The sequence below is a fragment of the Sporosarcina sp. P37 genome, from assembly GCF_002109365.1.
Lineage (GTDB): Bacteria > Bacillota > Bacilli > Bacillales_A > Planococcaceae > Sporosarcina.
The window spans coordinates 909888-934205 of the sequence record NZ_CP015349.1; the positions used below are offsets into that span (position 1 = coordinate 909888).

Here is a 24318-nt window from a genome sequence, read left to right on the forward strand (position 1 = left end):
ACGCCGGGTACAAAACTAGTACATTAAAAAAGGACGTGATCGTATGAAAGCAGTAACATTTCAAGGCAAGAAATCTATGGTGACAAAAGAAGTGAAAGCCCCGGAGATTCAGGAAAACAGTGATGTGATCGTACGCATTACAACGAGCGGAATTTGCGGATCGGATTTACATCTTTACCATGGCGGCATCGTACCGGAAAAAGATTATGTAGTCGGCCATGAACCGATGGGTATTGTCGAAGATGTAGGTTCCGAAGTGAAAACTTTAAAGAAAGGCGACCGTGTCGTCATTCCTTTTAATATAGGGTGCGGGGAATGTTTTTTCTGCCAGCATGAAATGGAAAGTCAATGTGACAACTCGAATCCTCATGGCGAAGTGGGGGGATTGTTCGGCTTTGCGGAGCCAAACGGAAACTTCCCGGGCGGCCAGGCTGAGTATTTGCGCGTTCCTTATGCCGACTTTACATCGTTCAAAGTACCGGAAAACAGTGAATTGGATGACAAGCATCTTGCATTGCTGTCAGACGTTATTCCAACAGCGTATTGGAGCGTTCTTCACAGCGGCTTAAAAAAAGGAGATACAGCCATCATCCTCGGGTCGGGTCCAATTGGCTTAATGGCTCAAAAATTCGCCTGGATGCAAGGCGCAAAACGAGTCATTACAGTTGACCATGTCGATTATCGTTTGGAGCATGCGAAAAAGACCAATAAAGTAGAAACCTATAATTTCAAAGAGCATGATGACATCGGCAAGCTGCTGCACGAAGAAACAGAAGGCGGAGCAGACGTCGTAATTGACTGTGTAGGAATGGATGGAACGGTGCAGCCGGGTGAAACATTCGGCTCTAGCGGTGATAATCAATTTGGAACTATCAGCCCGATTGTTACCGCTTCAGAAGTAGTCAGGAAGTTTGGCACTGTCCAATTAACCGGAGTTTATGCGACAGAAGCCAACAACTTCCCGCTCGGCGACTTCTTCACCAGAAACGTTTCCATCAAAATGGGACAAGCTCCTGTGATCCATCTAATGCCGGAGCTGTTCAAAAAAATTGAAGCAAAAGAATTTGACCCGACAGATATTATTACACATAAAGTGAAACTGGAAGATGCAGCAGATGCTTACTCCATTTTCGATAAAAAAGAAGACGGCTGTATTAAAGTATTGATCCAGCCATGAGTTGTAAAAGCGCGATGTACAGGCATCGCGCTTTTCTAAGGAAATGCCAGGTCCCGACACAATTCAAAATAGTGTCGGGACCTGGCATTTCCTTTAATTTTTAGATGCGTGCGACCGACGATGCAATGTGTGAACCCGTTCAGCTAATTCGGGAACTGGGCCTTCCACTTGAGCATCGCGAATGATTTCTTCAATCGGAAGCGTATGAACTGGCGAGAAATCAACACCCAGCTCGTTCTTCCACACAGACAACTGTTCTGATGAGCTTGCATATACAATCCGCCCTAAGCCGACGAATCCATGTGCTGCAGAACACATCGGACAGTGTTCGCCTGACGTGTAAACGGTCGCCTTCTCCCGTTCTTCCACCGCCATGTTCTGTGCAGCCCAGCGCGCTAAAGCGAATTCCGGATGCTGCGTCGGGTCACCGCCACCTACCCGATTCCGGTCTTCCGCCAGGACCTTGCCTTCTGCGGAAACAAGAACTGAACCGAACGGCTCGTCCCCGTGGTCCACCGCAATTTCAGCCAATTCAATGCAGCGCTCTAAATGCCGCAGATCTGTTTCTGATACCATGAATGAATCCCTCCTCGTTCTACACTTCCCTTTATCACGTGAAGTGTAACATTCATTCAATAAATATCCTGTCTGACAAAAATATTATGCTTCTTCCTTCCAATTGTTCAATTTCTCCATCACTAATTCATATGTTTTTTGCGAAACGTCAGGGAGCGTCCCGCCGAGCGCTTGCTTCGCCGCATGAAATCCTTCTTCAATGGCATTCTTCAGCACTTCAAATGTACTTTTGTCTCCGCCGGAAATAGCGTTGGCAAATTCAATTATGCGATCACTGACATTTTCAGCGCTGAACTCTCCGCCGTCACTAATGGCCGCTTCTGCCTGCAGACGTGTTTGCTCATCTACGACCACTTCTTTTTCCCCGCTCAGTGCTTCTTTCATCGTAATTCCTTGTCTCTCCAAGAGTTCCCGAACTATATTACGCAGGTTTTCATAGGCTTGTTCACTTTCCGCTTTTAGTCGTTCAATCGTTGCCGTATCTGCTTTTGCCGACGGCTTCTCGTACGTGACGCTCTTAACCGTTTCAGACGGTATATACTGATCGACCGGTTTATCGGGAGCAGATGAATTTTTATTCGCGGCCTTGTCATTTTCCGCTGCAGGCTTTTGTGTTTGAGGGGTTCTAAAAACAGGTTGACCCGGTGTAATCTTCATTTTATTTCCTCCTCTTTTCATATCACACTATTCTGTTATTATATCGGTCAGAAATAGATTTTTTATATGGATTCAAATGAATAGCCGGCTTTGCACGGTACGCCTTGTCTATTGCACGGTACGGACGAAGATTGGCACGCTCATTCACACCTTTAACGCAGCCCTCTGTATAAAAGCAACGGACAGTTATCTGAGTAATCACACAACGAGGCATATTACCGCTCTATTTGTGCTAAAATAACAATAGATACATAGTTCTACAAAAGTTAATTCAGTCAATTCTTAAAAGCATTTGGAATTTCTGTAAGAGGTGAAAAGATTGTGAGTAACAGAGTATTTGTTTTGCTGTTGATCATTTTAGGATTCAATACACTTAGATACGGCACCTATCATTAGGGGGGATCTGAGAGTATATATTACTCCATCTCCTTCTGCCTGAATCTGTTAGCTATACTTTACGTACTAATCCCGAAAATGAAATCAAATCCCGTCAGCTCATAAAATTCTTTTTTTGGGGCAACGGCGCATGATGATTGAATCAAGACTGCGCCGTTACCATACTGGCTCACAACATGCTGTCTGTAATCCACCTATTTTACTGAATAGAAATAGAAGACGAATTCCGCAAACCTAATTTGGAATGACTCCCGCATCAGTTAATCCATTAAAAAAGGAGCGTGCAAAATGAATGCTTACCAAAAACGTTCTGTCTATATTTCAAGCGCAGTACTTGCTTTCTTTTTAGTATTATCCTTAATCACAAGTCATTGGGGATTCTTCTTATGGGCTTTATTGTCTGTGTTTATGATATTGATGACTGCGTTTACCACTAAGACTGACAAGAACAACGACGGGAAGTAAGAAATGAAAATGCTCTGGGGTAAACCTATATGTGAAGCGTGTACTAATGAAAGTAAAGCGTGTGGAAGAAACGAAGGAACATTCATTTGCGGCGACTGTTCCAATAAAAAAACCGATTAAATTAATAGGTACGATTACAAAATAATTATTTGTCACCAGCTGGCGGATTGGAGCATATTCTTATGAAAAACTTCATAATCATTTTCAAGGCAGTTGCTTTGGCAATGGGTGTGAGTACACTTGTTTTAAATATATTGGGCGATTTATCTGCAGATACTGCCATCACCCTACTGTCAATCGGTGTTTCCTGTTTAGCAATTGCACAGCTGCAAGACAAAGAAAAGTAAGCAGCTTTTATGGCACGTGCCATGTCCTGATAAATTGCATAGACATTTGACACTTGCATAAAAAGGTATATTACATTCATTCGCTTCAAAATTCCCGTTTCCACAACGGCAGGAACCATTTGACGCCGCGACGGTTGACGGGAAGCAGTTTCATGTCAGCAAATAAGTGGCTGATATAACCCGCCGTCCCTGCGGCAATAAGGCCGTCGACGGGCCATTGTGCGTACAGCTGCTTCAAAATATATACATAGAAAACAATGCCTAGGATAGAGTGCGTGTAGGATCGGTGCGGCAGAAATGAAGCAATGATGATATAGCTGCCCGCGAGTAGAACGCCCGGCGACTGATCCAGGACAAGCCCTAGTAGCATGACGAGGATACCGGTAATCGTAAGCATCCTCCGTTGTGTAATCAGGCGCGAAACAATAAGCAGCAGAAACCCGATGCCGCCGTACAAATATATGTCGCTGCTCAGCCCGTATATAACCGTCTGATAGATAAGTGTCAGCAATATGACCATGCCGGCGGTCTCCATGAGCCATTTGCTGACTTTTTTGCTGAGTGTGATGCTATTGCTGGCGAGCCCGTTCGTGTCGAGGTCCGGAACAACGCCGGATATTCCACCGACAGCCGCGCCGATCAATGCGGTTCTGATATCCGGCTGCACAGCGTACCCCGCGATGGCACCAACAGCTGTGCCGACAAATAGATGTGAAGTCCCTTTCATATGTAAACCTCTCTGGATGTATAAAGTACGGCCGAATCAAGAACATATATTCGTTCCGTCAATTCCAGTATAAACGATTTAGGGATGAAAAGGAAAACATTGCGTGTGCAGTTCCCAAGCCTTCCATTTTAGAGTTGTTCTGCATTCGTTGTAATTGCGGTTGTGCATTAAAAATAAATAATAAAGCCTAATTTCCCTTTTAAAAGCTAGGGAAATTAGGCTTTTGATGTTCCACAATTGTGCCCCATCGGGATTGTGGTTAGAACCCGTTGATCTGCGCTGCAGCCGGACTCGTGTCCTATGGGCGGGCGGTGAACCACACTCCTCGCTTCGCTCGCTAGGTGTTTCACCTATCAAAGCAGAGATGCGCTCCTTCTCGCTGCGCTTCACTCGCAAAAGCCGTTCTTCGTTACGGCTCTCGCTGATCCTCCCAGTCGCCGGCTTCCGCTACGATCAACTAAGCGACTACAAATAAGCTTCTTCAACAATCGTAGCCGTTAGTTAGATAGCGGAATAGTGGTTGGAAACCGTTGATCTGCGTTGCAGCCGGACGCGTTCTGGAGGGCGGGCGGTGAACCACACCCCTCACTTCGCTCGCTGGGTGTTTCACCTGTCCCGCTGATCCTCCCAGAGTCGCCGGCTTCCACTCCGATCAACTAAGTGATTACGAATAAACCATGCTACACAATCGCGCCCGATTATTGAAGATTGTTATCCAACTAAAGTGCCTTTAGTTAAAGGATATGTATTAAGCAAAAAGGATCCATAATAAAACTGTAAATCCTAAAAAGAATATCCCAAATAAAAAGGAAAAAGTTTTAAAGATAATAATTTGATATTTATTTGGTACAAACTTTTCAGAAATTAATAATAGAACACTAAATATCACTTCAATCCAAGTTAAAGTATTAAAAGTAAAGTCATCATCTTCTCGATATTTTTTAAAAGTAACATAAAAAGTATTTCCTGCAATAAATAATAAAAATAATGAGCTCATTATCAACATATATATATTCATTCAAAACCTGTCTTCCGATTTGAGTTTGTATTTTAACTAATTTGCAACTCTTATTAAGTATTTATTTACAATCACAATTACTATTTATGAACACGTGAAAGCGTTCATAAAATGGCCCGATTGTTGAATAAAATAGAATTCCAATTATTCCCCCATCTATATCTAGTTTAACATAAAAATTCCAAGACCCTGCAAGAAATTAGTGTTATGAAATACTTTTAGCATTGGTATTAACGACATCATATAAATTAATGCAGCAATTTCAGCTCAATTGTACAACCCGTTAAGGCATTGAGTCACAATTAAAAAGGAGACACCAGTTCATATGTGAATTGTGTCCCCTCTTAGACTGAAGTTTAACGTTTCTTCCCTGACTGACAACCGAACTCATTTCTATTAAAAATACTTCTTGTAAAAGTCATACCTTAATTTCCCGCTGAGATGAGCATAAATTCTCGTCGTCTCACTCTTTTCATGACCTAAAAGACTTTGAATTATTTCAAGTGGAGCACCGTTGTCGACCATATGTGTAGCATAGCTATGACGTAATCGATGCGGGTGAATGGTCTTTTTAATTCCGGCACGCTTGGAAATTCGTTTGACAACGTATCTTAAAGTATCCACACTCATTCGTCGTATTGGTTTACGTTCTGTGACAAATAAAGATGGTTCTTCATCATCGCGCTCATCTACATATCTTTTCAACCAAATCGCACAGCGTATATTGAAATATACTTCCCTCTCTTTATCACCTTTCCCATGGACAATTACCGAGTTTCCTGCAAAGTTAATATCGTCACGATTTAATTTCGCGATTTCGCCTATTCGGCAACCTGTTGAATAAAAAAATTCAAATAGTGCATTCTCCTGTGATGTGTGACAGCCTTCTCTAAGAAGCTCAATTTCATGTTTGGAAAGAAACTTTGGAATCCGCTTTCCTAGTTTAGGCTCTTTTAATTTTGCAGCCGGATTTTTTAAAATAAACCCTTCTTCATGAGTCCATCTAAATAATGGCTTAATAAAACGTACACGGTGGCCCAAACTCGATGGTTTTAAATGTACCCCCACTTCACCCAAGTATTGTTTAAGATGATCCGCTGTAATTTCGTCCATGGGGATATTACCTAAATAACGCATTAGAAGATTACATTGAAATCCATACATTTTTAATGTTAGCGGCGAGTAGCCTTCAATTCTTTTATCGAACTGATATTTTTCCCAAGCTTCTGTCAACAACATATTTCCACGCTCCCATACTATGAATCAAGTAAATACTAAGTATCAATTTAATTAACCGATCCATCCCTGCAAGATACTAGTTTTCAAAAACATAATCCACTCAAATATGTTGACAATACTCTCTGGTTTAGCAAAGTGAGTAGGGCTACAATTCACTTCCGAAATTTACCTGGGTCTTCAATTCTTGCAGAAATAACTTCTCCACAATTTAAGCAGAAGGTAAATATTTTATTCGATCCAACTGACATTTTTTTGTCTAGCGGTTTAACTGCCATAAAATCGGTACCCTCTCCAAATTCAGTGCCATTACATTTTGGACATTCATTTTTATTCATTTGCAACATCTCCATATAATTAATTAATTTTTATGAGTCTATCGATATATAAATTTAAGAAGGTATTCGTTTGTTGATCTGGCAACTGTGAAACTTAAATCAACATTTTTCCAGATAGAATTGGATTGAAAACACAAGGCAATCATTTTACTCGTTCGGATAAAGATTCTGATATGTCTCGACTGACTGTTTTATTAAATCCTTTAAAACATTCGTATCAATATCTGCTAATTTATTGACATATATACAAGCCTTCCCCTTCGTATGTTTACCAAAGCTTTCTAATAACTCTTCCCTTTCACATGACAGATAAAGACTAATTTTCGCTTTTCTTGGAGAAAAACCGACTAAAGGTGCATCCCCTTCACGTCCTGATGCATACTTATAATGGTAGCTGCCAAAGCCTATAATACTAGGACCCCACATTTTCCCTTTATAATCCGTCGCCTCTTCAAAAATTTCTAATAACTGATAAGCATCTGCCTTCTTCTTTTCATTTTCCATCATTTCAATAAATTCAATTACACTATTTTCAGTTTCTTTCATCTTACGTTCGGTCATATATGCACGCTCCTATTCTCTAATCAAATTATTGATTACATAATCGGCCGGTTTGACAGTACCTTCCTATTCATCCGGTATATACAACAGGTTAACATAACAATCGTCCCCGGAAGCTCTTAATTCCTCAATTAAAAAAGCTTTTACAAAAGGCAACTCTTCCTCTTTTGATAGTCAGATACTTTTTTAAAAAAGTTTCATAAAGGTGCCAGGTCCCGACACAATTCAAAATAGTGTCGGGACCTGGCACCTTTTTTATTTCTGTTTGATATAATGTACAGCTGCTTCATAAACGGCTGGGGCTGCATGCTCCCTGACTTGTTCAAGTAATTCACTGTGATCTTGAAACGTCAGGGTTTCTTCGCCGCCATTATATTTACGATGGTAACGTTCGTCATTAATCGAGTACGTACCGCCATCTGTTAATTTAGCAATGAGCAGCGCTTTGTTGAATGAAGATTCTGGGCTGTGATGGATCTGCTGTTTCACACGATCCAAGTGCGCCCAGCCTATCGAATCAGGATAGAGGCCGTAGCGAAGTTCCCAGCTGTCGTCTTTTAGTTGTTCGAATACCATCGTACCTTTTTCGGTCGATTCGCTCCGCAAGCGGAATGTGCCGGCAGGTGAAGTGACGGGTTCACCATCTAATGCGACAGGCTGCATGACAAGGTTGTTGCCGAAACCACTGTCGATCAAGTACAGAGTATCTTCGTATTCAAACAAGTTCACGACGTGTGTCCGGTCTAAGACGTAGCTGTCCCGCGGCGGCGGTGCCCAGACAGTGGCTGCGGCAAGCTGTACCGGAAAGCCCAGATCTCTAAGTGTGATATGGAGCAATCCATTGAGTTCATAGCACAGACCGCCGCGTCCTTGTTTGATCATTTTATATTGAAGGTATTGCTCGGTAATAGGTTCTTCATTCGCAAGCAAAACATCAAGGTTTTCAAATTCGAATTGCTGGGCGAAAAGCGTCTGAACCTGGCTGATCTGCTCAAGCGGTGTGCCGGTAAGTGTAAGCCGTTCCGAAATCCATTGCAGCATATTTCATCCATCCTTTCTTCAGTTGCGCTGACCACATCATAGCAAATTTTCTTGCGATGATAATAGTATGACGTGATGATTATTGTGCAGGCACCCAAATAATATGTAAAAAATATGAAACTATTCCGTAAATTCTCCGTCTGTACGCTGATGTATAAATACACAATAGAAAGGGAGTAAGTAGATGAAAAAAATCATTATGATAGCAGGTGCGCTTTTACTCGCGCTTTGTCTTCCATTATCCAGCACCGCCGCTAGTAAGCAACGATTCTCAGACGTGCCTTCTACAAAGCATTTTGCGGAAGCGGTCAATGATTTAGCAGAACGCAATATAATTGGAGGTTATCCGGACGGCACATTTAAACCGAACAATTCAATCACACGCAGACAAGCCGCTGCGATTATTGCAAAGTTGATCAAACTGGACACAAAGAATGTCAGCGATCCGGGCTTTTCGGATGTCTCGACAGCAAACGGCTATCACGGAGCAATTGCCGCACTCGCGGAAGCGAATATTATTGGCGGTTATTAAGACGGACGGTATGGACCGAATGATCCGGTGAAACGAGGGCAATTAGCATCCATTCTCGTGAAAGCATTCGACTTGCCGCGCTATAGTGTTTATGAATTGAAAAATCCGTTTAAGGATGTTCATTTACTGGATTCACACAGCCCCAATATCCTGACCCTTTATAAACTGGGCATCACAACAGGGACATCGCCTGACAAGTTCAGCGTGAACGCACCTGTAACTAGAGGGCAAGCAGCTAAACTAATGAAAGCAACCGAAGAGAACAAGCCAACCACGATGGTAACGTTAGAAGCAGAAACGCTCAGACTGGATGAGCTCCAGTTTGTTGCTTACAAGACAGATACCGATCTATATAAGTCAATCGAAGTATATGGAAAACCAGGTTATACAAAAACGAAGATTCAGCTCATCCCATTGAAAGAAGGGAAAGGCACACTCCACATCAGAGGCACTCTGTCAGACAAGCCAATGAATAAAAAGTTTTATGTCTATATCAAAAAAGTGAACGGTGAATTAAAGCTCACATTAGAAGAGACGGCCGATTATTTGCCGACCGAAGCATTGCTGCAAGTAGCTCCTAATGAAGAAGTTAAAAACGTCAGTCTTTCTACACTGGATGGAAAATTAGTGTCTGACAATGTATCATTCGGAAAATGCGCCGGCTACGAAACTGGGTTTACTTGCATTAAAATCGAAGAACCCGGTAAGTATATTGCAACGGTACGATTCGCTGCAGGCGAAGACGTACGTTATGCGATTGAAGCAAAAGTGCCGGAAATGGATAAATTTCAGTATGATATGAAAACTTTAAGAGAACGAACAACCTATGTATTTGACGTAGAAAGAATATTCGATGGGTATGATTACTATGATAAGGAAGCAGCAAAAATCGCCGTTGCGGGTCCGTCTTTATTTCATGGAACCTGAAGCCTCTTCAAGTCTGCTGATCGGATCAGATTGCAGAAATAAATACTGGAAACTTTTTTACTGTAGTTTCTATTTCTATTTTAAGACGAGATTTATTAAAAACGTTATGATAACAGAACTTTGCATAGCTAAAACACTACTGCCAACAAAAATCTAATCACCATTTCCAATACACAATACTTCTCCAAAATATAAAACTAATAAATGCCAAAATCATTAATCCAATAAAGATTAGAACATATTCCAACTGAATCCTCTTCGTACTATCAAGTGGCCAGTTTGAAGCACAAATCTTGTACCGTTAAAGCATCCGTTTATACAATCGGCCTTTGTTTTTATAATAATTCTATAAGAGTTGAGACTACGAAGTAAGTTAGGAGTCCCGCAACAAAATAAAGAATGTTTTTCCTTATAGTTTATTAAGATTCTCCTTTCTTAGGAATAAGCCCATATTGCGGTATTGGTGCGATTACTTGTGAAGCAGACGCCCCCGTTTACGGAAGAAATTCTTTCGATGTGATGTAAAGATTATGTAAATGTTAGTTTTGGCATTGTAAATAAGCAGAACGTATAATATAGTCTCAATATCGAAAAGCAATATTGAGGTGCAATATCAGTGTTTGGGGGTGATAGTTTGGAAGATAAAGTATTACGAAAATTGTTTCTTGGTTTTATTCAAATACACATATTACATCACGCAAAAGAGCATCCCATTTTCGGAGTATGGATGTTAGAAGAACTCAGGGAACACGGTTATAGTATCGGTTCTGGAACTCTCTATCCTATTCTACATTCAATGGAATCTGATGGACTTCTAATAAGAGAAGATAAGAACGTGAACGGGAAAATCAGAAAATATTACACGACAACTGAAAAAGGAGATCTAGTCCTTATTGAAGCCAGAAAAAAGGCTTATGAACTCTTCAAAGAAATCAAAGATTAACAAAAGGAGCTTACAATGAATCATTCTAAACAAACTAGTAGAATTAAATCATTTTTGGAGATATTTTTAATTTCAACACGGCTTGGGCTTACCTCTTTTGGTGGACCAACAGCTCATTTAGGTTATTTTCATGAAGAATATGTCCGAAGAAGAAAGTGGATGGATGAAAAGAGTTATGCAGATTTAGTTGCTTTATCACAGTTCTTACCGGGTCCGGCCAGTAGCCAAGTGGGTATTGGCATTGGTGTTATGCGGGCAGGTGTATTAGGTGGAATTACATCCTTTATTGGTTTTACATTACCTTCAGTAATTGCACTTATCCTTTTTGCTTTACTGCTCACTGGAACTGATATCGGAAATGCTGGGTGGTTACATGGATTAAAGATTGTGGCAGTTGCAGTAGTTGCACACGCCATTATCGGAATGGCCAAAAACTTGACGCCTGATTTAAAAAGAAAAGCCTTCGCCCTATTTGCACTTATAGGGACTCTTCTTTGGCAATCAGCTTTTACTCAAGTTGGCGTCATTTTAATTGCAGCATTCTTTGGGTTCCTTTTATTTAAAAAACATGATGTAGTTGAAGAAACAAAATCAAGTTTTCCTATTACCAAAAGAGTCTCTGTGATCTGTCTCACGCTATTTTTCGCTTTGTTGTTTCTATTCCCCGTTTTAAGAGAAGTAACTGGATCTTATTGGGTAGCAATGTTCGATAGTTTTTATCGTTCCGGTTCTTTAGTCTTCGGTGGTGGTCATGTCGTTTTGCCTTTATTAGAACAGGAACTTGTACCAATGGGTTGGATAAGCGAAGAGGCTTTCTTAGCAGGTTATGGTGCGACCCAGGCAGTACCAGGACCGTTATTTACATTTGCGGCCTATCTAGGAACTGTTATGAAAGGTTGGCAGGGCGGTTTAGTCGCAACGTTAGCAGTTTTCTTACCTGCCTTCCTTCTTATTCTTGGCGCATTGCCATTTTGGGATAGTTTGCGTAAAAACCCTAAAATTAAAGGTGCAATAATGGGTGTAAATGCAGCAGTAATTGGAATTTTAATCTCCGCTTTTTATTTTCCGATTTGGACAAGCTCTATTTTAGCACCTGTTGATTTTGCTTTAGCTGCAATTTTATTTAGTATGCTTGCCTACTGGAAGCTTCCCCCTTGGGTTATTGTTGTTTCTGGAGCTATAGGTGGATCTCTCATGACCTTAATTTAAATGGTCATATCTAAATACTAAAAGACTAACGAGTTGTTAGTCTTTTAGTATTTACCAAAACTCAAGAATTTGGCCCTTTAGCAGAATTATCCTTTTTCCTGAATTTTACACATTTGCAGTACAGGTTGTCCTATCGCAAATATGCCGATTAAGGAACAGAAGATATCTCAAAACTTCACACTAGTATTCGCGTAGAATTTTAATTAATTCGATGTTATTTTTTTAATGAGCTTGCAGAATATATAAATTACGAAACGTTTCGGATCGAATGTTAGTGAGAAATTCTTTGGTTTAGCAGTTGTAAAATAAACTATATTGATCTCTATAAATAAAATGAGTGCGACGTTTTCCATCATCATACACAGCTTATTTCTGCCTTTTGAAAATGGACGCAACCTTTTCTGCAATGTGTAATTTTCTTTTAAAAATGAAATGACTGATTAAAATATGTAATGTAAGAATAATTGCTGAGCAATCTGCTAATACACACAAATAAAAATAGTGAAGTATGCAAAATACTGCTTAAAACAAGTGCAAATCACCGGTCAAAGTAACACCTAAACCGCACACATCAAAAAAACGACTGGAATCTCCCCAGTCGTTTCACATTCATTCAGAAGAAATATAAACCGACACTTATAATAACTCCGCTTACTAAGAGAATGAAAATACAGTAGCCCATAATATCCTTTGCGCGGAGTCCTGCGATGGCGAGTGCCGGCAATGCCCAGAACGGCTGAATCATATTTGTCCATGCATCGCCCCATGCAATCGCCATAGCTGTTTTAGAATAGCTGACGCCTAGAGTTTGCGCGGCATCCAGCATAATTGGAGCCTGCACTGCCCACTGGCCGCCGCCGGATGGCACGAAAAAGTTAACAAGTCCCGCCGCATAGAAAGTGAACAGCGGGAAAGTAGTGTCACTCGAAATAGAAACAAACCATTCGGACATGACACCAGCTAACCCTGAAGCAACCATCATCCCCATAATTCCCGCATAGAACGGAAATTGGATGATGATACCGCCGGCTGTTTTCACTGCGGTTGTAACAGCTGCAAGGAAACGTTTTGGTGTACCGTGGAAAATAACGCCAAGAATTAGGAAAATAAAGTTTACGATGTTTAAGTTTAAATCGAACCCTTTTGTTATGAAATGCTGAATGAGATAAATAAGACCGATTGCGCCGATCAGCATGGAAATAATCAAACTGTTTTCAAGTCTGCTGGCCGGGGTATTATCTGTACTTGCTTCCATTTCGATATGATCCTCCAACAGCTTAGGATCGACAGTAACGGTATCTTCTGGCTTCGGCATCATAAACCGGTTCAAAATGGGAATAAGAATGAGCAGCGTAATAACAATTATTACGTTATACGTGGAGAAGATGGTTTCAGAAGTTGAAACGACACCCATTATGTCAGCGAATGGATGATCTGCGGTGGCTATCGATAGCGGGATGGATCCCCCCAGGCCGCCATGCCAAATAATCATACCTGAATACGCACTTGCAATTAACAGACGGCAGTCGACATTTGTTACTTTTTTGGCAATTTCTTTCGCGAATAGAGCCCCAATGACCAGGCCGAAGCCCCAGTTAATCCAACAAGCAATCAGCGCGACAACTGAAACGAGGATGATTGCCGAGCCAGGTGATTTCGCCAAGCCCGCAAGTGTACTTAGCAGTTTCTTAAATACCGGACTGATAGCCAGCACATACCCCGCGACCAGTACGATAACCATTTGCATTGTAAACGCTAAAAGCCCCCAGAAACCGTCTCCCCAATGAACGATCATGTCAAGCGGCCCCGAATCGGTGAATCCAAGCCCGAGCAAGAATACAGCCAACGTCAAAATGGCTACGAAAATATACGGGTCCGGTAAGTAGCGTTCCATCAATGCATTGGACCACCTAATTAAAAGTTTCATAATTACCCCCCTCTATAATTTTTGTATGTCTTATAGAATATTCCGCTGAATCGGCCTATATGCGTCAGAGTTGTGAATCTGTCTGTATTTGGATTATCGGGGCGCAGCGGGACGCTTACATAGCGCGGATACAACACAGGCCGGCGCGGCGGACTCGGTTTTTAGCGCGATCCTCTACCTCAATTCATCCACAGTCTCTTTGAAAGTAGTTAGACACTAAACTAGCTAGTTGATTTTGCTTGAAAAGGGGCGTATGTTATTTTATAGAAAACTTTGTGAGAGTGTTCTTCCCATTCAGTTCACCCTACTTACTATGTATAAATTTCTATGTAACCTACTAAATGCGTGTATAAAAAGGAGTGTTTTTCATGGCGGGAATTATGGAAGGAAAAGCAGGTTTGGTCACAGGATCAGGTTCAGGGATTGGCAGAGCAGCCGCTGTTGCATTGGCGAAGGCAGGCGCAAAGGTTATGATATCGGACGTCAGTGAAGAGGCAGGACAAGAAACGGTTGAAATGATCAAGAATCTAGGCGGGGAAGCAGCCTTTTTCAAATGTGATGTCAGTGATGAGGAGCAAGTAATCGGACTTGTAAATAAAACCGTTGAAACATTCGGCAAGCTGGACTTTGCGCATAACAATGCAGGCATTAACAAGGGATTAAAGCCCATTGGAGAAATGGATTCCAAGGATTGGGATATTACACTACAAGTAAATCTCTATGGCACGTTTTACTGCATCAAGCATGAGGTCAATGCGATGCTTAAAACGGGCGGCGGTGCCATTGTTAATACGGCGTCAGGTGCTGGTATTGAAGGTTCACCAAACATGGCTCCTTATACTGCCTCTAAGCACGCCATTGCCGGTCTGACTAAATCAGTTGCCTTGGAGTACGGTCAGCAAGGCATTACGATCAATTCCATTGCGCCGGGTGCAACGATTACGCCTGCAATTGAATATTGGGCAAAAACTTCTCCCGAACAATATGAAGCTGTGCTTTCATCGCTTCCAGCCGGTAAAATGTCTACCGCAGAAGATCAAGCAAATGCGGTTGTGTTTCTATGTTCGGACCTTGCAAAATCAATCAGCGGCGTGACGCTTGCTGTGGACGGCGGCTATACTGCGGGTAAAATGCAGTCTTAACGTGTGAGAAAATAAGTATGAGAAAATAAATTGCATACAAAAAAAGAGATCAGAAATAAAACCTGATCTCTCACTGCTAGTGCTATTCACGGGCTGGATTCCCTCTTTCAACAGCACTTCAGAATATTAATTGAGTATGTTGTGCACAAAGCTCCAGGAATCTGCATCGGTCAGCTCATCCAGCTGCACTTCAAGATTCCCGCCTAAATAAACAGTCTCCCCCTGGATAGCTACAACCATCGCCTGCAGAATCGGGCCATTGTTATTGCGCTGGTACACATCGCCTATTTTAGGTACATACGTTTTTGGTGTATGGATTTCATGCAAGACTTGTTTTTGTTCATGTATATAATCTGCATCCTGATTTTCCACGTCGATGATGTTTGCGCCTTCTTCCAGCCCAGGGATCATCGTCCAATACTCGTTATGCTTGATCCCGTTGGACTGATTACTGATGACGCCATATGGTTCAATTGAAGAGACGATTTCCATCGCATGAAGGTGATGGTGATCCAGAGAATCTGGCTGAGGATTGATAATTAAAATATAATCTCCGACCTTTGCCTTGACGTCCTTGTGCAATGTGTATCGTTTATGATTGACTATAAAACTGTCCATATGCTTTGGTTTATACAGCGTAATTTCTTTAGCTGTTGCCAGCTGCTGTTCATAATCTTCGAGCCGAACGAGGTGAATCGACTGCTTAAAAAATGCTTTGACAGAATAGACTTTATGCAGCTTGTTTTTATAGTAAACAAATTGCCCTTTTCTGACATTTAATAAATTCAATGTGTCTCCCACCTTGTTAAAAATTTTATTTAGGCTGCCGCCTTTTCATGCAATCCCATTTCACGCTGTCCTCAATCATCAAATGAGGACGTATATCAGAATACAGCCTCAAAAAAGCACCTATTGCTTGAAACCTTCATGAACATGTAAACATTCATGTTGTTTCTTACATAGGTACTCTACATTGCCATCTTTAAACACGTAATTGCCAAAAATCAGCTGCGTACGGAATACCAGTACAATTCAGAACTGTTTCTGTATTATACGGAAAACTGAACCCATTTAATCAACTGCTTGGTTTTTCTTTTTTTCCAAATACGCCGTACGAATTTTATCAAGTTGCTGCTTTTTATCAAATTGGGCTGGCTTGTTTTTTTCATGATACTTTGCCACAGCCGCCTTACCTTTGCTGTCTAATTGATACTTCCCCATTTTCCTCACCCGCTATTCTTGTTGTCTTTGAAAGCTATCTATTCAACACAGTAGCTGTATCTGATGTTAATGAAATAGACCCTCTTACTACATTATTATACCCCTAAACCTTTCATATATCAGTAAAACTGTTTAGTGAATATTTGTCATGGAAACCAGCTGTATACGCTGGGTAAAAGAACAGTAACCACTTGGGAACGTTGAGTTACTGCGTCAGGTCATCAGCCATGCAGTACTGTGTTTTGATTACACTCTCACCACCGGCTCCATCACCGTCAGCGTTCGATTCACCGTATCCATTTGAACATTGGCTCCAATAGGAATTGCCGCTTTATAATAGCTATGTGCAGTCGCCAGGTTGGTCAATAAAGGTTTTCCGAACGGAACTAGAAATTCATTGATCAAATCCGCGTAGCTTTTCCCGTAGGCTGGGTCACAGTTCGTGCATTGTCCCATAATAATTCCTGCGCAGTCGTCAAATTTCCCTGCCATCGCTAAATGGTTTAAGTAGCGATACACCGTATTGACCGGTTCATGTGTTTCTTCCAAAAGAAGAATTCTGCCTTCAGTATTGATTTCATAGGACGTGCCTAAAGTGCCTAGAAACGACGTGAGATTACCGCCTACAATTTGTCCTGTGGCATTTCCGGGAACCGTTCCAATTAGCGGAACGCCAGGCGGGTTGATAATTTGCCAGGGCGCGGTGATTTGTGACGCCGCTGAAAAGAATTGATTAAAATTATATTGTGGAGTTCCCGGATTAAAATCTAACAATAACAAGCTTTGTAAACCGATGAGATCTGCATACTCAAATAACGCATTTAATAAAATCGTGATATCACTGTATCCCGAAATGATTTTAGGGTTTTGTTTAATCACGTTGAAATCAAGGTACGGCAAAATACTGGCAACCCCGACTCCGCCGCGAGCTGGTAAAATACACTTTACATCCGGATTTTTAAACATCTTCATTAAATCCGAAGCCCTTTGCTGGGGAGTTGCTGCAAGAAAGCCATTAGCAGAATACACATGATCCCCCACAATGACTTTATATCCCATCGTTTGCAGCATCCGAATCCCTTCCGTAATACGATTGGCCGCCATTGGACTTCCAAGCGTCACAATCCCTATCGTGTCGCCCCTTTTTAATTGCTGCGGTTTTGTCGCCATGAATCAGCAGCTCCTCTCCCCGTGTGAATCGCACAAACATATTCTTATGTAATAGCATATGTGTGCAATTCTACTTTGGGGACACTTAAAAAAGTTCGCACACCACGTAAGTTCACTAAAGATGCAGAAGAATTTTTTCACTTGTTCAGTGAACGCGAAAAAATTCCGCCAGTTTGCATAAACCAGCGGAGTCTTTTTATTACAGCATATAGCTCACGAGTATATGTACAATTAATTACCCGCGATGTTTAGGCACCATGTGAAATTATCCCAGGCGGAATACCAGCCGGTGAAAAGCTCGTGCGAATCATCCCAGCGAACCTCAAATTTCTTATGACCGTCTACTTCTACCAAATACAGCGCCAGCGTAGCGTCTTCCTTGGCTGTCGCCAGCTTCATACCGTTTTGAAGTTCTTCTTCAGTAAACGGCACATCTGAAACCGAACGCAGCTGTGCTTGTTCAAATACTTGCTTGTTACTGATTCTATAATTCATAAAGACCCTCCACTAAAACATGTATTCTATCTATTCAAACGTACTCCTTCAGTAATTTCAAAAGGTACAGAACTACATTTTATACGTAATTACTCGTGAAATCAAAGGAGAAGTGTATGGCGTGCAGGATTTGATCGTCGCCGATGATTCTATTGCCCCTTTTGTGTCGGATGGCAATACTTCCGCACCCGCGTTTTTCATAGGCGCGAACATTGCTGACTATCTGATAGAACAGGAAAAGCTGCGTCCCGAATAATTTGGAAAATATATCTTACTGCATGGTGCCGGATCCCAAACAGTTTTGGGGTCTGGCTTCTTAGTTGAAAAATCACAATGTAAAAAAGTGTATATGTATGGAAAAATTGAATTCATCGGGTTTATGTTTATATGATATGATTTATGCAAGAAGAGAAAGTCAAAGCAGAGGGATAGGACTATGTTTATACTATTATTTCTCACTGTGTTTGTTCTGGCGATGGCCGTTAAAAAGCTTGGACATAAGCCAGTGATTTCCACAGTAGCAGGTGCTCCCCTAATGTCGATGGGCATTGCATGGAAAAGCGTCGGTTCCGTCTATTTTCCGGCTGCAAACAGCGCCGTATTTTATGTGATTATTCTTGGCGCATTTTGGATACTGATTCATTACCTCTTCGATGTGTTTCAGAAAGATTTTTATTTGCTTCATGTGGAAGATCCTATATCGAGTTTTTCGATTGGCACGTGGATTGCATCCGTGTCGATTATACTTATTTTGCTGTCAGATAAAAACACATTCGGTTCAATGGAAATTCTATTTTATATAAATTTTACGTTTTGGTTACTCTATATTGGACTTGTCATCAGAAATTATATGTTCATTTTTACAAATCTAAAAAAGTATATACAGCAAATTCATGGCGGATTGCTGCTGACATGCGTCTCCACACAATCCATTGTCATTTCGGGCTATCATGTGTTTGACCGTGCGGATTGGACAGGACCGGCCGGCAGTCTGCTCATCATTGGCTCACTGTTTTATATACTGAACTTTTTGCTGATTGTGTACCGTTATGCAAGTGCTTCGGATAAAGACTTGACGGTCAACTGGATTAATACGAATTGTATTTTACACGGTGCAATATCTATTACAGGCGTGGCACTTACACTAGCTTATCCTGCGGCACCCTCTCTAATTTACATCGTGTGGATTCTTTCATTCATTTTCTTCCTGGTCATCGAAATAATTGAAATTATATGGGCTTTTCAGCGGATTCGGAAACTCGGCTGGCGTCAAGGCATCTTTGTCTATTCACCAACCCAATGGGCTCGAGTGTTTACATTCGGCATGTTTCTTTTCTTTACCGAACAAATTCCCGCCGGCCAGCATCAATGGATCGATCTGTTGGCACAGCCACTTCAATTTTTCTTGCCGGCAGTGATTGTACTGCTAATTATCGCTGAAGTTACTTTGATGGGCTTGCAGATATACCGTACACTGCGGGCGGACAGTACGGAAGCGTTTGTTTAAGCTGCTTGACAGCCGATTAATAAAAAGATGCCAGGCACTCCATTGCAATTGGAGTGCCTGGCATCTTCAGTTATTCTTATAACACCCCTTTTTCTTACTCTATGACTTGCACTTCATACTTCTGCCAGCCCCCCGTGAAGCTAAGCACTCCTTACTGGATTATCTTCGGAATACAGTATCCGATTCACGTATCATTCATACTTTTCTTCTCATAAACGAGAGTCCGTTTTCAGGTAAACTCCATTGGCTTCTTGCTTTAACAATTGATGATTTGACCGATAAACTGGACATTACTTTCATTTCCACTTGAACAAATTTTACTAATATGTTAAAGTACTAAACCATACGGCTTTCTTAATTTATTAAAGGGCGACGTCCGTTCTTAACATACGTATGTCAAAGTCGTTTAAAAATCAGGATTTACTTTTAATTATATACAGGAGGTACTTATGCTGAAGTTTGAGAATGTATCAAAAGTGTACGATGGCGGATTTCAAGCTGTGAAATCTGTCAACTTCGAGATTGCTGAAGGTGAATTGCTTGTTCTGATAGGACCTAGTGGTTCAGGCAAGTCTACTACTATGAAAATGATTAACCGGATTATTCCACACACAAGTGGAAAAATTTCTATCAACGGCAAAGATATCAAATCTTACAACGCCGCTGATCTCCGCAGAAATATCGGTTATGTCATTCAGCAAATCGGGCTTTTCCCTCATTATACGATCGAAAAAAATATTTCCATTGTACCCCAGCTTAAAAATTGGGATGAAAAAGAAATTAAAACACGTGTACGGGAACTGCTTGAATTAGTCGGACTGGATCCCGAAATTTATACCGCACGTTATCCGAAAGAATTATCAGGCGGACAGCAACAACGTGTCGGAATTGCGAGAGCGCTTGCAGCGAATCCAGAAGTTATTTTAATGGATGAACCTTTCAGTGCGCTTGACCCAATTACACGTGAGCAATTGCAAGAAGAATTAATTAAGCTGCACAAAAAGTTAAAGAAGACCATTGTCTTTGTTACACACGACATGGACGAAGCTTTAAAGATGGGCGACCGTATTGCTATTATGAAAGACGGCAATTTACTTCAGTTAGACACTCCAGAGAAACTGCTGCATGAACCCGCTCATGGCTTTGTAGAAGAGTTTATGGGTAAGCATCGAATTATCCAAAACCCTGAACTTATGCCTGTTACTGAAATAATGGCAGAGAAAGTAGTCACCACCCGTCCTGCCACTTCTCCAGAACGAGCCCTTTCGCTTATACGTCAACGAAAAATTACGGATCTTCTCGTCGTAGACGATCAAAGAAAGCTGCTTGGCATTGTTTCTGCTTACGATTTAATCAAAAATTTAGAGGGCATCAAAACCATTGATGAAGTGATGAAGCCAGCTGTACCTTTCTTAGTGCATACAGCGACAGCGAAAGATGCCATTATCATGATGGACACTTCACCGTTTGGCATGATCCCCATTGTCGATGAACATCATATACTGACAGGACTTGTCAACCGCGGCTCCTTACTTTCTGCGATGTCTAGTCAATGGACAGATAAGGGGGCTGATCTCCATGAATAATTTAAATATATGGCAACAACTCGTAGAACAAACAAAATTACGATGGCCGGAAGTTCTCCAAGCGACATCTATCCATATTCAACTCGTCTTCTTCTCGATGATCCTCGCAGTGCTCATTGCGGTAACGCTCGGAATTCTCATTACACGCGTACCTAGACTTAAAACCGGAGTCCTTGGTGCGGCAGGCATTATGCAAACGATCCCTAGTTTAGCTGTGCTTGGTTTTATGATTCCAATTTTCGGAATCGGCGTAAAAACAGCAATTGCTGCGTTATTTCTTTACTCGTTATTGCCAATTATGCGAAATACCTATACAGGGATTAAAGACGTTGACCCTGCCACAATCGAGGCTGCGAGAGGTATGGGTATGACAAACATGCAAATTTTGTTTAAAGTAGAATTGCCTCTTGCAATTCCTATTATTATGGCCGGAATTCGAACAGCTGCGGTTATTAACGTGGGTAATGCGACACTGGCGGCATTCATCGGAGCTGGCGGACTCGGTGACTTCATTTTCCTTGGAATTACACGTGGAATAGACGGATTGATATTACTTGGTGCAATTCCAGCTGCGATTCTTGCGATTGCCCTAGAAACGTTCTTTAGCGCAGTCGAACGCTGGACCACGCCGGAAGGATTGAAATGATGCTGAAAAATAAACGTATACTATTGCTCGTCACGATCTTACTTGCCAGCATGCTTTCAGGCTGTATTTTCAATGAAAAAGATTCACTTAGACTCGGTTCCCGAAATAATACGGAAAGTATTATTTTGTCTAATATCATGGGACAATTAATTGAGGATCGGTTAGGTGTAGATATTATTTACAAAGAAAACCTTGGCGGCTCGTCTGTCGTCTGGAACGCTATGACCAATGGCCATATTGATGTCATCCCCGACTATACAGGAACCATCGTGGTGACGTATTACCAGGAAGAGCCTGGAACGGCCGAAGAGACATTAGCTGCGACCAAACGACTTGTCGCGGATGACCATATCACCGCACTCGGTACGTTCGGATTCAATAATACGTATACACTGGCACTTGATGAGGAGAAAGCTGAAGAGCTGGGTCTTGTGACATTTAGTGATTTTGCGAAAGTTTCCAAAGACTTTACATTAGGCGCCGTGTTCGAGTTTATTGACCGGCCAGATGGGTTACCTGGTTTCGAGAAGGAATATGACATCGAGTTTAAAGATGTCAAAGGAATGGATCACGGCATGATGTATCGTGCGATTGGTGCAAACGAAGTAAATGTCATCAACTCCTACACGACAGATGGACAGCTGGCGATTGCGAATCTGCGTGTGTTAGAAGATGATAAATCGTACTTCCCTCCCTACCATGCACTGCCGTTAGTACGGGATGAAACGCTTGAAGAATACCCGGAACTCGAAGAAATACTCGGTCTTCTAGAAGGTAAAATCGATGAAAAAACGATGCAAATCATGAACGGAAAAGTCGATAATGACGGCATCATGGTCGAACTAGTCGCCAAGGAATTCTTGGTGGATCACGGGTTCATTGAAGAAAAGTGAATGGAAACAGCGCATCCTCTTATGCAGATGAGGATGCGCTGTTTTTTTGGTGCCAGGTACACACACAACTTCAGTGCAATTCAGAATAGTTTCCAAATTGTGTCGGGACCTGGTACCGTATCCAATTTTACTCGCCATTCTTCATTCGGGCTTCATTCAATTGCTGCCTGATCACATCCAAGTGTCCCTTATCTTGCTCAATCGTATCTAATTCTTCGTTGTATTGCTTTGCATTCACAAACGCGTTCTCGGCACGCTCGATTGCATTAAATGCATGCTCGATGGCCATTTCCTCCGGATGAGACATCGCTTGTTTCACTGCACGATCTGCTTTCTCTACTGAATTGCCAAAGAACGTACCCGGATGTTGCTTTTTCCAGCTCTGACCAAATTCTTTTCCCATACACTTCGCCTCCCACATGTGAAATAACTGATAATAAACGTAGTATCGCCATTTACAGCGGAAGTATGCGCTGGAAAATTTACAGGAGAACAATGGCTGTTTTGTGCGGGGAGCTCATATCTAAGCATACTTATTCAAGTGCAGGAAACACTACTGACTAGAGAGGAGCGATATAAACTGAAACGGATCTGGCTTATTTCTTTCATCGCCTGTATAGGAATACTTTACCTGGTTTTGTTCATCGATCATTGGGATCCAGAAACGAATGCAGCAAGCACAGCATCCGCATCTGCAACTGGCAAAGACAAACTGACGACAGAATTAGAATCATTCAGTAAAGCGCATCAGATCCCCGCGGTTGATGCAAAAGTCGACAGAGTCTGGAAAGCCATCCCCGGCTATAACGGATTAGAAGTGGATCTGGAAGCCAGTTACAGGAAAATGAAAGCAACTGGCAAATTGGATGAATCAAAAGTCGTTTACAAAGAAACTTCCCCCGCTGTACATTTAAATGATCTGGGCCCCCACCCCATTTTCAGAGGTAATCCAGAGAAACCGATGGTGTCTTTTTTAATTAATGTTGCCTGGGGTAATGAATATATTCCTGAAATTTTGGATGTACTGAAGAAGCATAAAACGAAAGCCTCGTTCTTCTTCGACGGCAGCTGGGTAAGGAAAAATCCCGATTTGGCTACACTAATTTATCAAGAAGGGCACGAAATTGGAAATCATGCATACAGCCATCCCGATTTACAGCAGAAATCAGTAGCTGAAACAATGGAAGAGTTAAAGAAGACAAATGAGGTCATCATAAAAACACTCGGGATTACATCGCCGAAGTGGTTCGGTCCGCCCAGCGGCAGTTTTAATCAGCAAACGGTTGAAACGGCAAGCCAGCTAGGAATGCATACCGTTTTATGGACGGTAGATACAGTCGACTGGAAAAAGCCGGCGACTGATGAAATGGTGAATAGGGTCGTATCGCAAGTGGAGAACGGCTCGATGATTTTAATGCACCCGACTCAACCTGTAGCGGAAGGAATGGATGCTATGATTACACAAATCACAGAGAAAGGTTTTCGTCTGGGGACCGTCAGTGAACTGATGAGTGAAAAACGTGTGAACGGAACGGAGTGGAAATAACGGACCAGGTCCCCAAACAATTCGGAATATTCCCG

The 24318-nt window shown here is 41.7% G+C and carries 28 protein-coding genes; 14 read left to right on the forward strand and 14 right to left on the reverse strand.

Annotated elements, in window-relative coordinates:
- The first annotated feature begins 43 nt into the window (after positions 1–43).
- Positions 44–1177 (forward strand): alcohol dehydrogenase catalytic domain-containing protein, encoded by a 1134-nt coding sequence (locus tag SporoP37_RS04830; RefSeq protein WP_085430385.1) that lies wholly within the window; start codon positions 44–46, stop codon positions 1175–1177.
- Between the two features lie 93 nt (positions 1178–1270).
- On the opposite strand, the gene SporoP37_RS04835 is transcribed toward SporoP37_RS04830, so the two are convergent.
- Both SporoP37_RS04835 and SporoP37_RS04840 read right to left on the reverse strand, forming a co-directional pair.
- Positions 1271–1753 (reverse strand): nucleoside deaminase, encoded by a 483-nt coding sequence (locus SporoP37_RS04835; RefSeq protein ID WP_085430386.1) that lies wholly within the window; start codon positions 1751–1753, stop codon positions 1271–1273.
- An 84-nt stretch (positions 1754–1837) separates the two neighbouring features.
- On the reverse strand, positions 1838–2410 hold the full coding sequence (locus SporoP37_RS04840; RefSeq protein ID WP_085430387.1) for a hypothetical protein: 573 nt from the start codon (positions 2408–2410) through the stop codon (positions 1838–1840).
- 684 nt (positions 2411–3094) lie between these two features.
- Here SporoP37_RS04840 and SporoP37_RS17240 point away from each other — a divergent pair.
- Both SporoP37_RS17240 and SporoP37_RS16875 read left to right on the forward strand, forming a co-directional pair.
- Positions 3095–3271 carry a hypothetical protein gene (locus tag SporoP37_RS17240; protein WP_198160053.1) on the forward strand — a complete coding sequence of 59 codons (177 nt, stop codon included), beginning with the start codon at positions 3095–3097 and terminating at the stop codon, positions 3269–3271.
- A gap of 182 nt (positions 3272–3453) precedes the next feature.
- Positions 3454–3618 (forward strand): hypothetical protein, encoded by a 165-nt coding sequence (locus tag SporoP37_RS16875; RefSeq protein WP_157118616.1) that lies wholly within the window; start codon positions 3454–3456, stop codon positions 3616–3618.
- Positions 3619–3703: 85 nt separating this feature from the next.
- Here the strand turns inward: SporoP37_RS16875 and SporoP37_RS04845 are convergent, their stop codons facing one another.
- The 6 genes from SporoP37_RS04845 to SporoP37_RS04870 all read right to left on the reverse strand — a co-directional run bounded on the left by SporoP37_RS04845 (position 3704) and on the right by SporoP37_RS04870 (position 8539).
- Positions 3704–4345 carry a metal-dependent hydrolase gene (locus SporoP37_RS04845; protein ID WP_085430388.1) on the reverse strand — a complete coding sequence of 214 codons (642 nt, stop codon included), beginning with the start codon at positions 4343–4345 and terminating at the stop codon, positions 3704–3706.
- A gap of 748 nt (positions 4346–5093) precedes the next feature.
- Entirely contained in the window at positions 5094–5342 is a 249-nt protein-coding gene (locus SporoP37_RS04850) for a hypothetical protein (RefSeq protein ID WP_157118617.1), read from the reverse strand.
- A gap of 417 nt (positions 5343–5759) precedes the next feature.
- Positions 5760–6602: a tyrosine-type recombinase/integrase gene (locus tag SporoP37_RS04855; protein WP_085430389.1), complete on the reverse strand. Its 843-nt coding sequence runs from the start codon at positions 6600–6602 to the stop codon at positions 5760–5762.
- A 152-nt stretch (positions 6603–6754) separates the two neighbouring features.
- Positions 6755–6937 (reverse strand): hypothetical protein, encoded by a 183-nt coding sequence (locus SporoP37_RS04860; protein ID WP_081242550.1) that lies wholly within the window; start codon positions 6935–6937, stop codon positions 6755–6757.
- Positions 6938–7084: 147 nt separating this feature from the next.
- A complete protein-coding gene (locus SporoP37_RS04865; protein WP_085430390.1) occupies positions 7085–7498 on the reverse strand; it encodes a DUF1801 domain-containing protein in 414 nt (137 codons plus the stop codon).
- Positions 7499–7753: 255 nt separating this feature from the next.
- Positions 7754–8539, reverse strand: a complete 786-nt coding sequence (locus SporoP37_RS04870) for an arylamine N-acetyltransferase family protein (protein ID WP_085430391.1) — start codon at positions 8537–8539, stop codon at positions 7754–7756.
- A 184-nt stretch (positions 8540–8723) separates the two neighbouring features.
- Here SporoP37_RS04870 and SporoP37_RS04875 point away from each other — a divergent pair, with 184 nt between their 5' ends.
- The 4 genes from SporoP37_RS04875 to chrA all read left to right on the forward strand — a co-directional run bounded on the left by SporoP37_RS04875 (position 8724) and on the right by chrA (position 12150).
- Entirely contained in the window at positions 8724–9071 is a 348-nt protein-coding gene (locus tag SporoP37_RS04875) for an S-layer homology domain-containing protein (RefSeq protein WP_085430392.1), read from the forward strand.
- 27 nt (positions 9072–9098) lie between these two features.
- Complete coding sequence (locus SporoP37_RS04880; RefSeq protein WP_085430393.1) at positions 9099–9998, forward strand: S-layer homology domain-containing protein; 900 nt, start codon at positions 9099–9101, stop codon at positions 9996–9998.
- A gap of 634 nt (positions 9999–10632) precedes the next feature.
- Positions 10633–10941 (forward strand): PadR family transcriptional regulator, encoded by a 309-nt coding sequence (locus SporoP37_RS04885; RefSeq protein ID WP_085430394.1) that lies wholly within the window; start codon positions 10633–10635, stop codon positions 10939–10941.
- A 15-nt stretch (positions 10942–10956) separates the two neighbouring features.
- Positions 10957–12150: a chromate efflux transporter gene (chrA, locus tag SporoP37_RS04890; RefSeq protein WP_085430395.1), complete on the forward strand. Its 1194-nt coding sequence runs from the start codon at positions 10957–10959 to the stop codon at positions 12148–12150.
- 613 nt (positions 12151–12763) lie between these two features.
- On the opposite strand, the gene SporoP37_RS04895 is transcribed toward chrA, so the two are convergent.
- Positions 12764–14077, reverse strand: coding sequence for a short-chain fatty acid transporter (locus SporoP37_RS04895; protein WP_085430396.1), 1314 nt, complete (start codon positions 14075–14077; stop codon positions 12764–12766).
- A 368-nt stretch (positions 14078–14445) separates the two neighbouring features.
- Here SporoP37_RS04895 and SporoP37_RS04900 point away from each other — a divergent pair, with 368 nt between their 5' ends.
- On the forward strand, positions 14446–15219 hold the full coding sequence (locus SporoP37_RS04900; protein ID WP_085430397.1) for an SDR family NAD(P)-dependent oxidoreductase: 774 nt from the start codon (positions 14446–14448) through the stop codon (positions 15217–15219).
- Positions 15220–15345: 126 nt separating this feature from the next.
- Here the strand turns inward: SporoP37_RS04900 and SporoP37_RS04905 are convergent, their stop codons facing one another.
- From SporoP37_RS04905 to SporoP37_RS04915, 4 genes are all read right to left on the reverse strand, one after another.
- The gene (locus SporoP37_RS04905; RefSeq protein WP_081242559.1) at positions 15346–16008 is read right to left on the reverse strand and encodes a hypothetical protein; all 663 of its coding nucleotides are present in this window, start codon (positions 16006–16008) and stop codon (positions 15346–15348) included.
- A gap of 282 nt (positions 16009–16290) precedes the next feature.
- Entirely contained in the window at positions 16291–16440 is a 150-nt protein-coding gene (locus SporoP37_RS17245; protein ID WP_099662742.1) for a hypothetical protein, read from the reverse strand.
- Positions 16441–16686: 246 nt separating this feature from the next.
- Entirely contained in the window at positions 16687–17610 is a 924-nt protein-coding gene (locus SporoP37_RS04910) for a S66 peptidase family protein (RefSeq protein ID WP_085430398.1), read from the reverse strand.
- Between the two features lie 231 nt (positions 17611–17841).
- Positions 17842–18105 carry a hypothetical protein gene (locus SporoP37_RS04915; protein WP_081242561.1) on the reverse strand — a complete coding sequence of 88 codons (264 nt, stop codon included), beginning with the start codon at positions 18103–18105 and terminating at the stop codon, positions 17842–17844.
- 112 nt (positions 18106–18217) lie between these two features.
- On the opposite strand from SporoP37_RS04915, the gene SporoP37_RS16880 reads away from it, so the two are divergent.
- The 5 genes from SporoP37_RS16880 (at position 18218) to SporoP37_RS04935 (ending at position 22737) form a co-directional block, all read left to right on the forward strand.
- Positions 18218–18361: a hypothetical protein gene (locus SporoP37_RS16880; protein ID WP_232329808.1), complete on the forward strand. Its 144-nt coding sequence runs from the start codon at positions 18218–18220 to the stop codon at positions 18359–18361.
- 180 nt (positions 18362–18541) lie between these two features.
- Entirely contained in the window at positions 18542–19612 is a 1071-nt protein-coding gene (locus SporoP37_RS04920) for a TDT family transporter (protein WP_085430399.1), read from the forward strand.
- Positions 19613–20061: 449 nt separating this feature from the next.
- Positions 20062–21198 carry a betaine/proline/choline family ABC transporter ATP-binding protein gene (locus SporoP37_RS04925; RefSeq protein WP_085430400.1) on the forward strand — a complete coding sequence of 379 codons (1137 nt, stop codon included), beginning with the start codon at positions 20062–20064 and terminating at the stop codon, positions 21196–21198.
- Complete coding sequence (locus SporoP37_RS04930; RefSeq protein WP_085430401.1) at positions 21191–21844, forward strand: ABC transporter permease; 654 nt, start codon at positions 21191–21193, stop codon at positions 21842–21844. The genes SporoP37_RS04925 and SporoP37_RS04930 overlap by 8 nt, the downstream gene beginning before the upstream one ends.
- Complete coding sequence (locus SporoP37_RS04935) at positions 21841–22737, forward strand: glycine betaine ABC transporter substrate-binding protein (RefSeq protein WP_231293298.1); 897 nt, start codon at positions 21841–21843, stop codon at positions 22735–22737. The genes SporoP37_RS04930 and SporoP37_RS04935 overlap by 4 nt, the downstream gene beginning before the upstream one ends.
- Before the next feature lie 127 nt (positions 22738–22864).
- Here the strand turns inward: SporoP37_RS04935 and SporoP37_RS04940 are convergent, their stop codons facing one another.
- Entirely contained in the window at positions 22865–23140 is a 276-nt protein-coding gene (locus SporoP37_RS04940) for a DUF2564 family protein (RefSeq protein ID WP_085430402.1), read from the reverse strand.
- Positions 23141–23278: 138 nt separating this feature from the next.
- On the opposite strand from SporoP37_RS04940, the gene SporoP37_RS04945 reads away from it, so the two are divergent.
- Positions 23279–24283 carry a polysaccharide deacetylase family protein gene (locus tag SporoP37_RS04945; protein ID WP_232329809.1) on the forward strand — a complete coding sequence of 335 codons (1005 nt, stop codon included), beginning with the start codon at positions 23279–23281 and terminating at the stop codon, positions 24281–24283.
- Positions 24284–24318 lie beyond the last annotated feature (35 nt).

What these genes read in the sequence shown, in the direction of transcription:
- SporoP37_RS04915 (WP_081242561.1), bottom strand. Translation starts at nt 18,105, where the DNA reads ATGAATTATAGAATCAGTAACAAGCAAGTATTTGAACAAGCACAGCTG.
- SporoP37_RS04895 (WP_085430396.1), bottom strand. Translation starts at nt 14,077, where the DNA reads ATGAAACTTTTAATTAGGTGGTCCAATGCATTGATGGAACGCTACTTA.
- SporoP37_RS04940 (WP_085430402.1), bottom strand. Translation starts at nt 23,140, where the DNA reads ATGGGAAAAGAATTTGGTCAGAGCTGGAAAAAGCAACATCCGGGTACG.
- SporoP37_RS04920 (WP_085430399.1), top strand. Translation starts at nt 18,542, where the DNA reads ATGTTTATACTATTATTTCTCACTGTGTTTGTTCTGGCGATGGCCGTT.
- SporoP37_RS04870 (WP_085430391.1), bottom strand. Translation starts at nt 8,539, where the DNA reads ATGCTGCAATGGATTTCGGAACGGCTTACACTTACCGGCACACCGCTT.
- SporoP37_RS04910 (WP_085430398.1), bottom strand. Translation starts at nt 17,610, where the DNA reads ATGGCGACAAAACCGCAGCAATTAAAAAGGGGCGACACGATAGGGATT.
- SporoP37_RS04845 (WP_085430388.1), bottom strand. Translation starts at nt 4,345, where the DNA reads ATGAAAGGGACTTCACATCTATTTGTCGGCACAGCTGTTGGTGCCATC.
- SporoP37_RS16875 (WP_157118616.1), top strand. Translation starts at nt 3,454, where the DNA reads ATGAAAAACTTCATAATCATTTTCAAGGCAGTTGCTTTGGCAATGGGT.
- SporoP37_RS04875 (WP_085430392.1), top strand. Translation starts at nt 8,724, where the DNA reads ATGAAAAAAATCATTATGATAGCAGGTGCGCTTTTACTCGCGCTTTGT.
- SporoP37_RS04835 (WP_085430386.1), bottom strand. Translation starts at nt 1,753, where the DNA reads ATGGTATCAGAAACAGATCTGCGGCATTTAGAGCGCTGCATTGAATTG.
- SporoP37_RS04930 (WP_085430401.1), top strand. Translation starts at nt 21,191, where the DNA reads ATGAATAATTTAAATATATGGCAACAACTCGTAGAACAAACAAAATTA.
- SporoP37_RS04860 (WP_081242550.1), bottom strand. Translation starts at nt 6,937, where the DNA reads ATGAATAAAAATGAATGTCCAAAATGTAATGGCACTGAATTTGGAGAG.
- SporoP37_RS04935 (WP_231293298.1), top strand. Translation starts at nt 21,841, where the DNA reads ATGATGCTGAAAAATAAACGTATACTATTGCTCGTCACGATCTTACTT.
- SporoP37_RS04830 (WP_085430385.1), top strand. Translation starts at nt 44, where the DNA reads ATGAAAGCAGTAACATTTCAAGGCAAGAAATCTATGGTGACAAAAGAA.
- SporoP37_RS17245 (WP_099662742.1), bottom strand. Translation starts at nt 16,440, where the DNA reads ATGGGGAAGTATCAATTAGACAGCAAAGGTAAGGCGGCTGTGGCAAAG.
- SporoP37_RS04840 (WP_085430387.1), bottom strand. Translation starts at nt 2,410, where the DNA reads ATGAAGATTACACCGGGTCAACCTGTTTTTAGAACCCCTCAAACACAA.
- SporoP37_RS04865 (WP_085430390.1), bottom strand. Translation starts at nt 7,498, where the DNA reads ATGACCGAACGTAAGATGAAAGAAACTGAAAATAGTGTAATTGAATTT.
- SporoP37_RS04855 (WP_085430389.1), bottom strand. Translation starts at nt 6,602, where the DNA reads ATGTTGTTGACAGAAGCTTGGGAAAAATATCAGTTCGATAAAAGAATT.
- SporoP37_RS04900 (WP_085430397.1), top strand. Translation starts at nt 14,446, where the DNA reads ATGGCGGGAATTATGGAAGGAAAAGCAGGTTTGGTCACAGGATCAGGT.
- SporoP37_RS04850 (WP_157118617.1), bottom strand. Translation starts at nt 5,342, where the DNA reads ATGAGCTCATTATTTTTATTATTTATTGCAGGAAATACTTTTTATGTT.
- SporoP37_RS04925 (WP_085430400.1), top strand. Translation starts at nt 20,062, where the DNA reads ATGCTGAAGTTTGAGAATGTATCAAAAGTGTACGATGGCGGATTTCAA.
- SporoP37_RS17240 (WP_198160053.1), top strand. Translation starts at nt 3,095, where the DNA reads ATGAATGCTTACCAAAAACGTTCTGTCTATATTTCAAGCGCAGTACTT.
- chrA (WP_085430395.1), top strand. Translation starts at nt 10,957, where the DNA reads ATGAATCATTCTAAACAAACTAGTAGAATTAAATCATTTTTGGAGATA.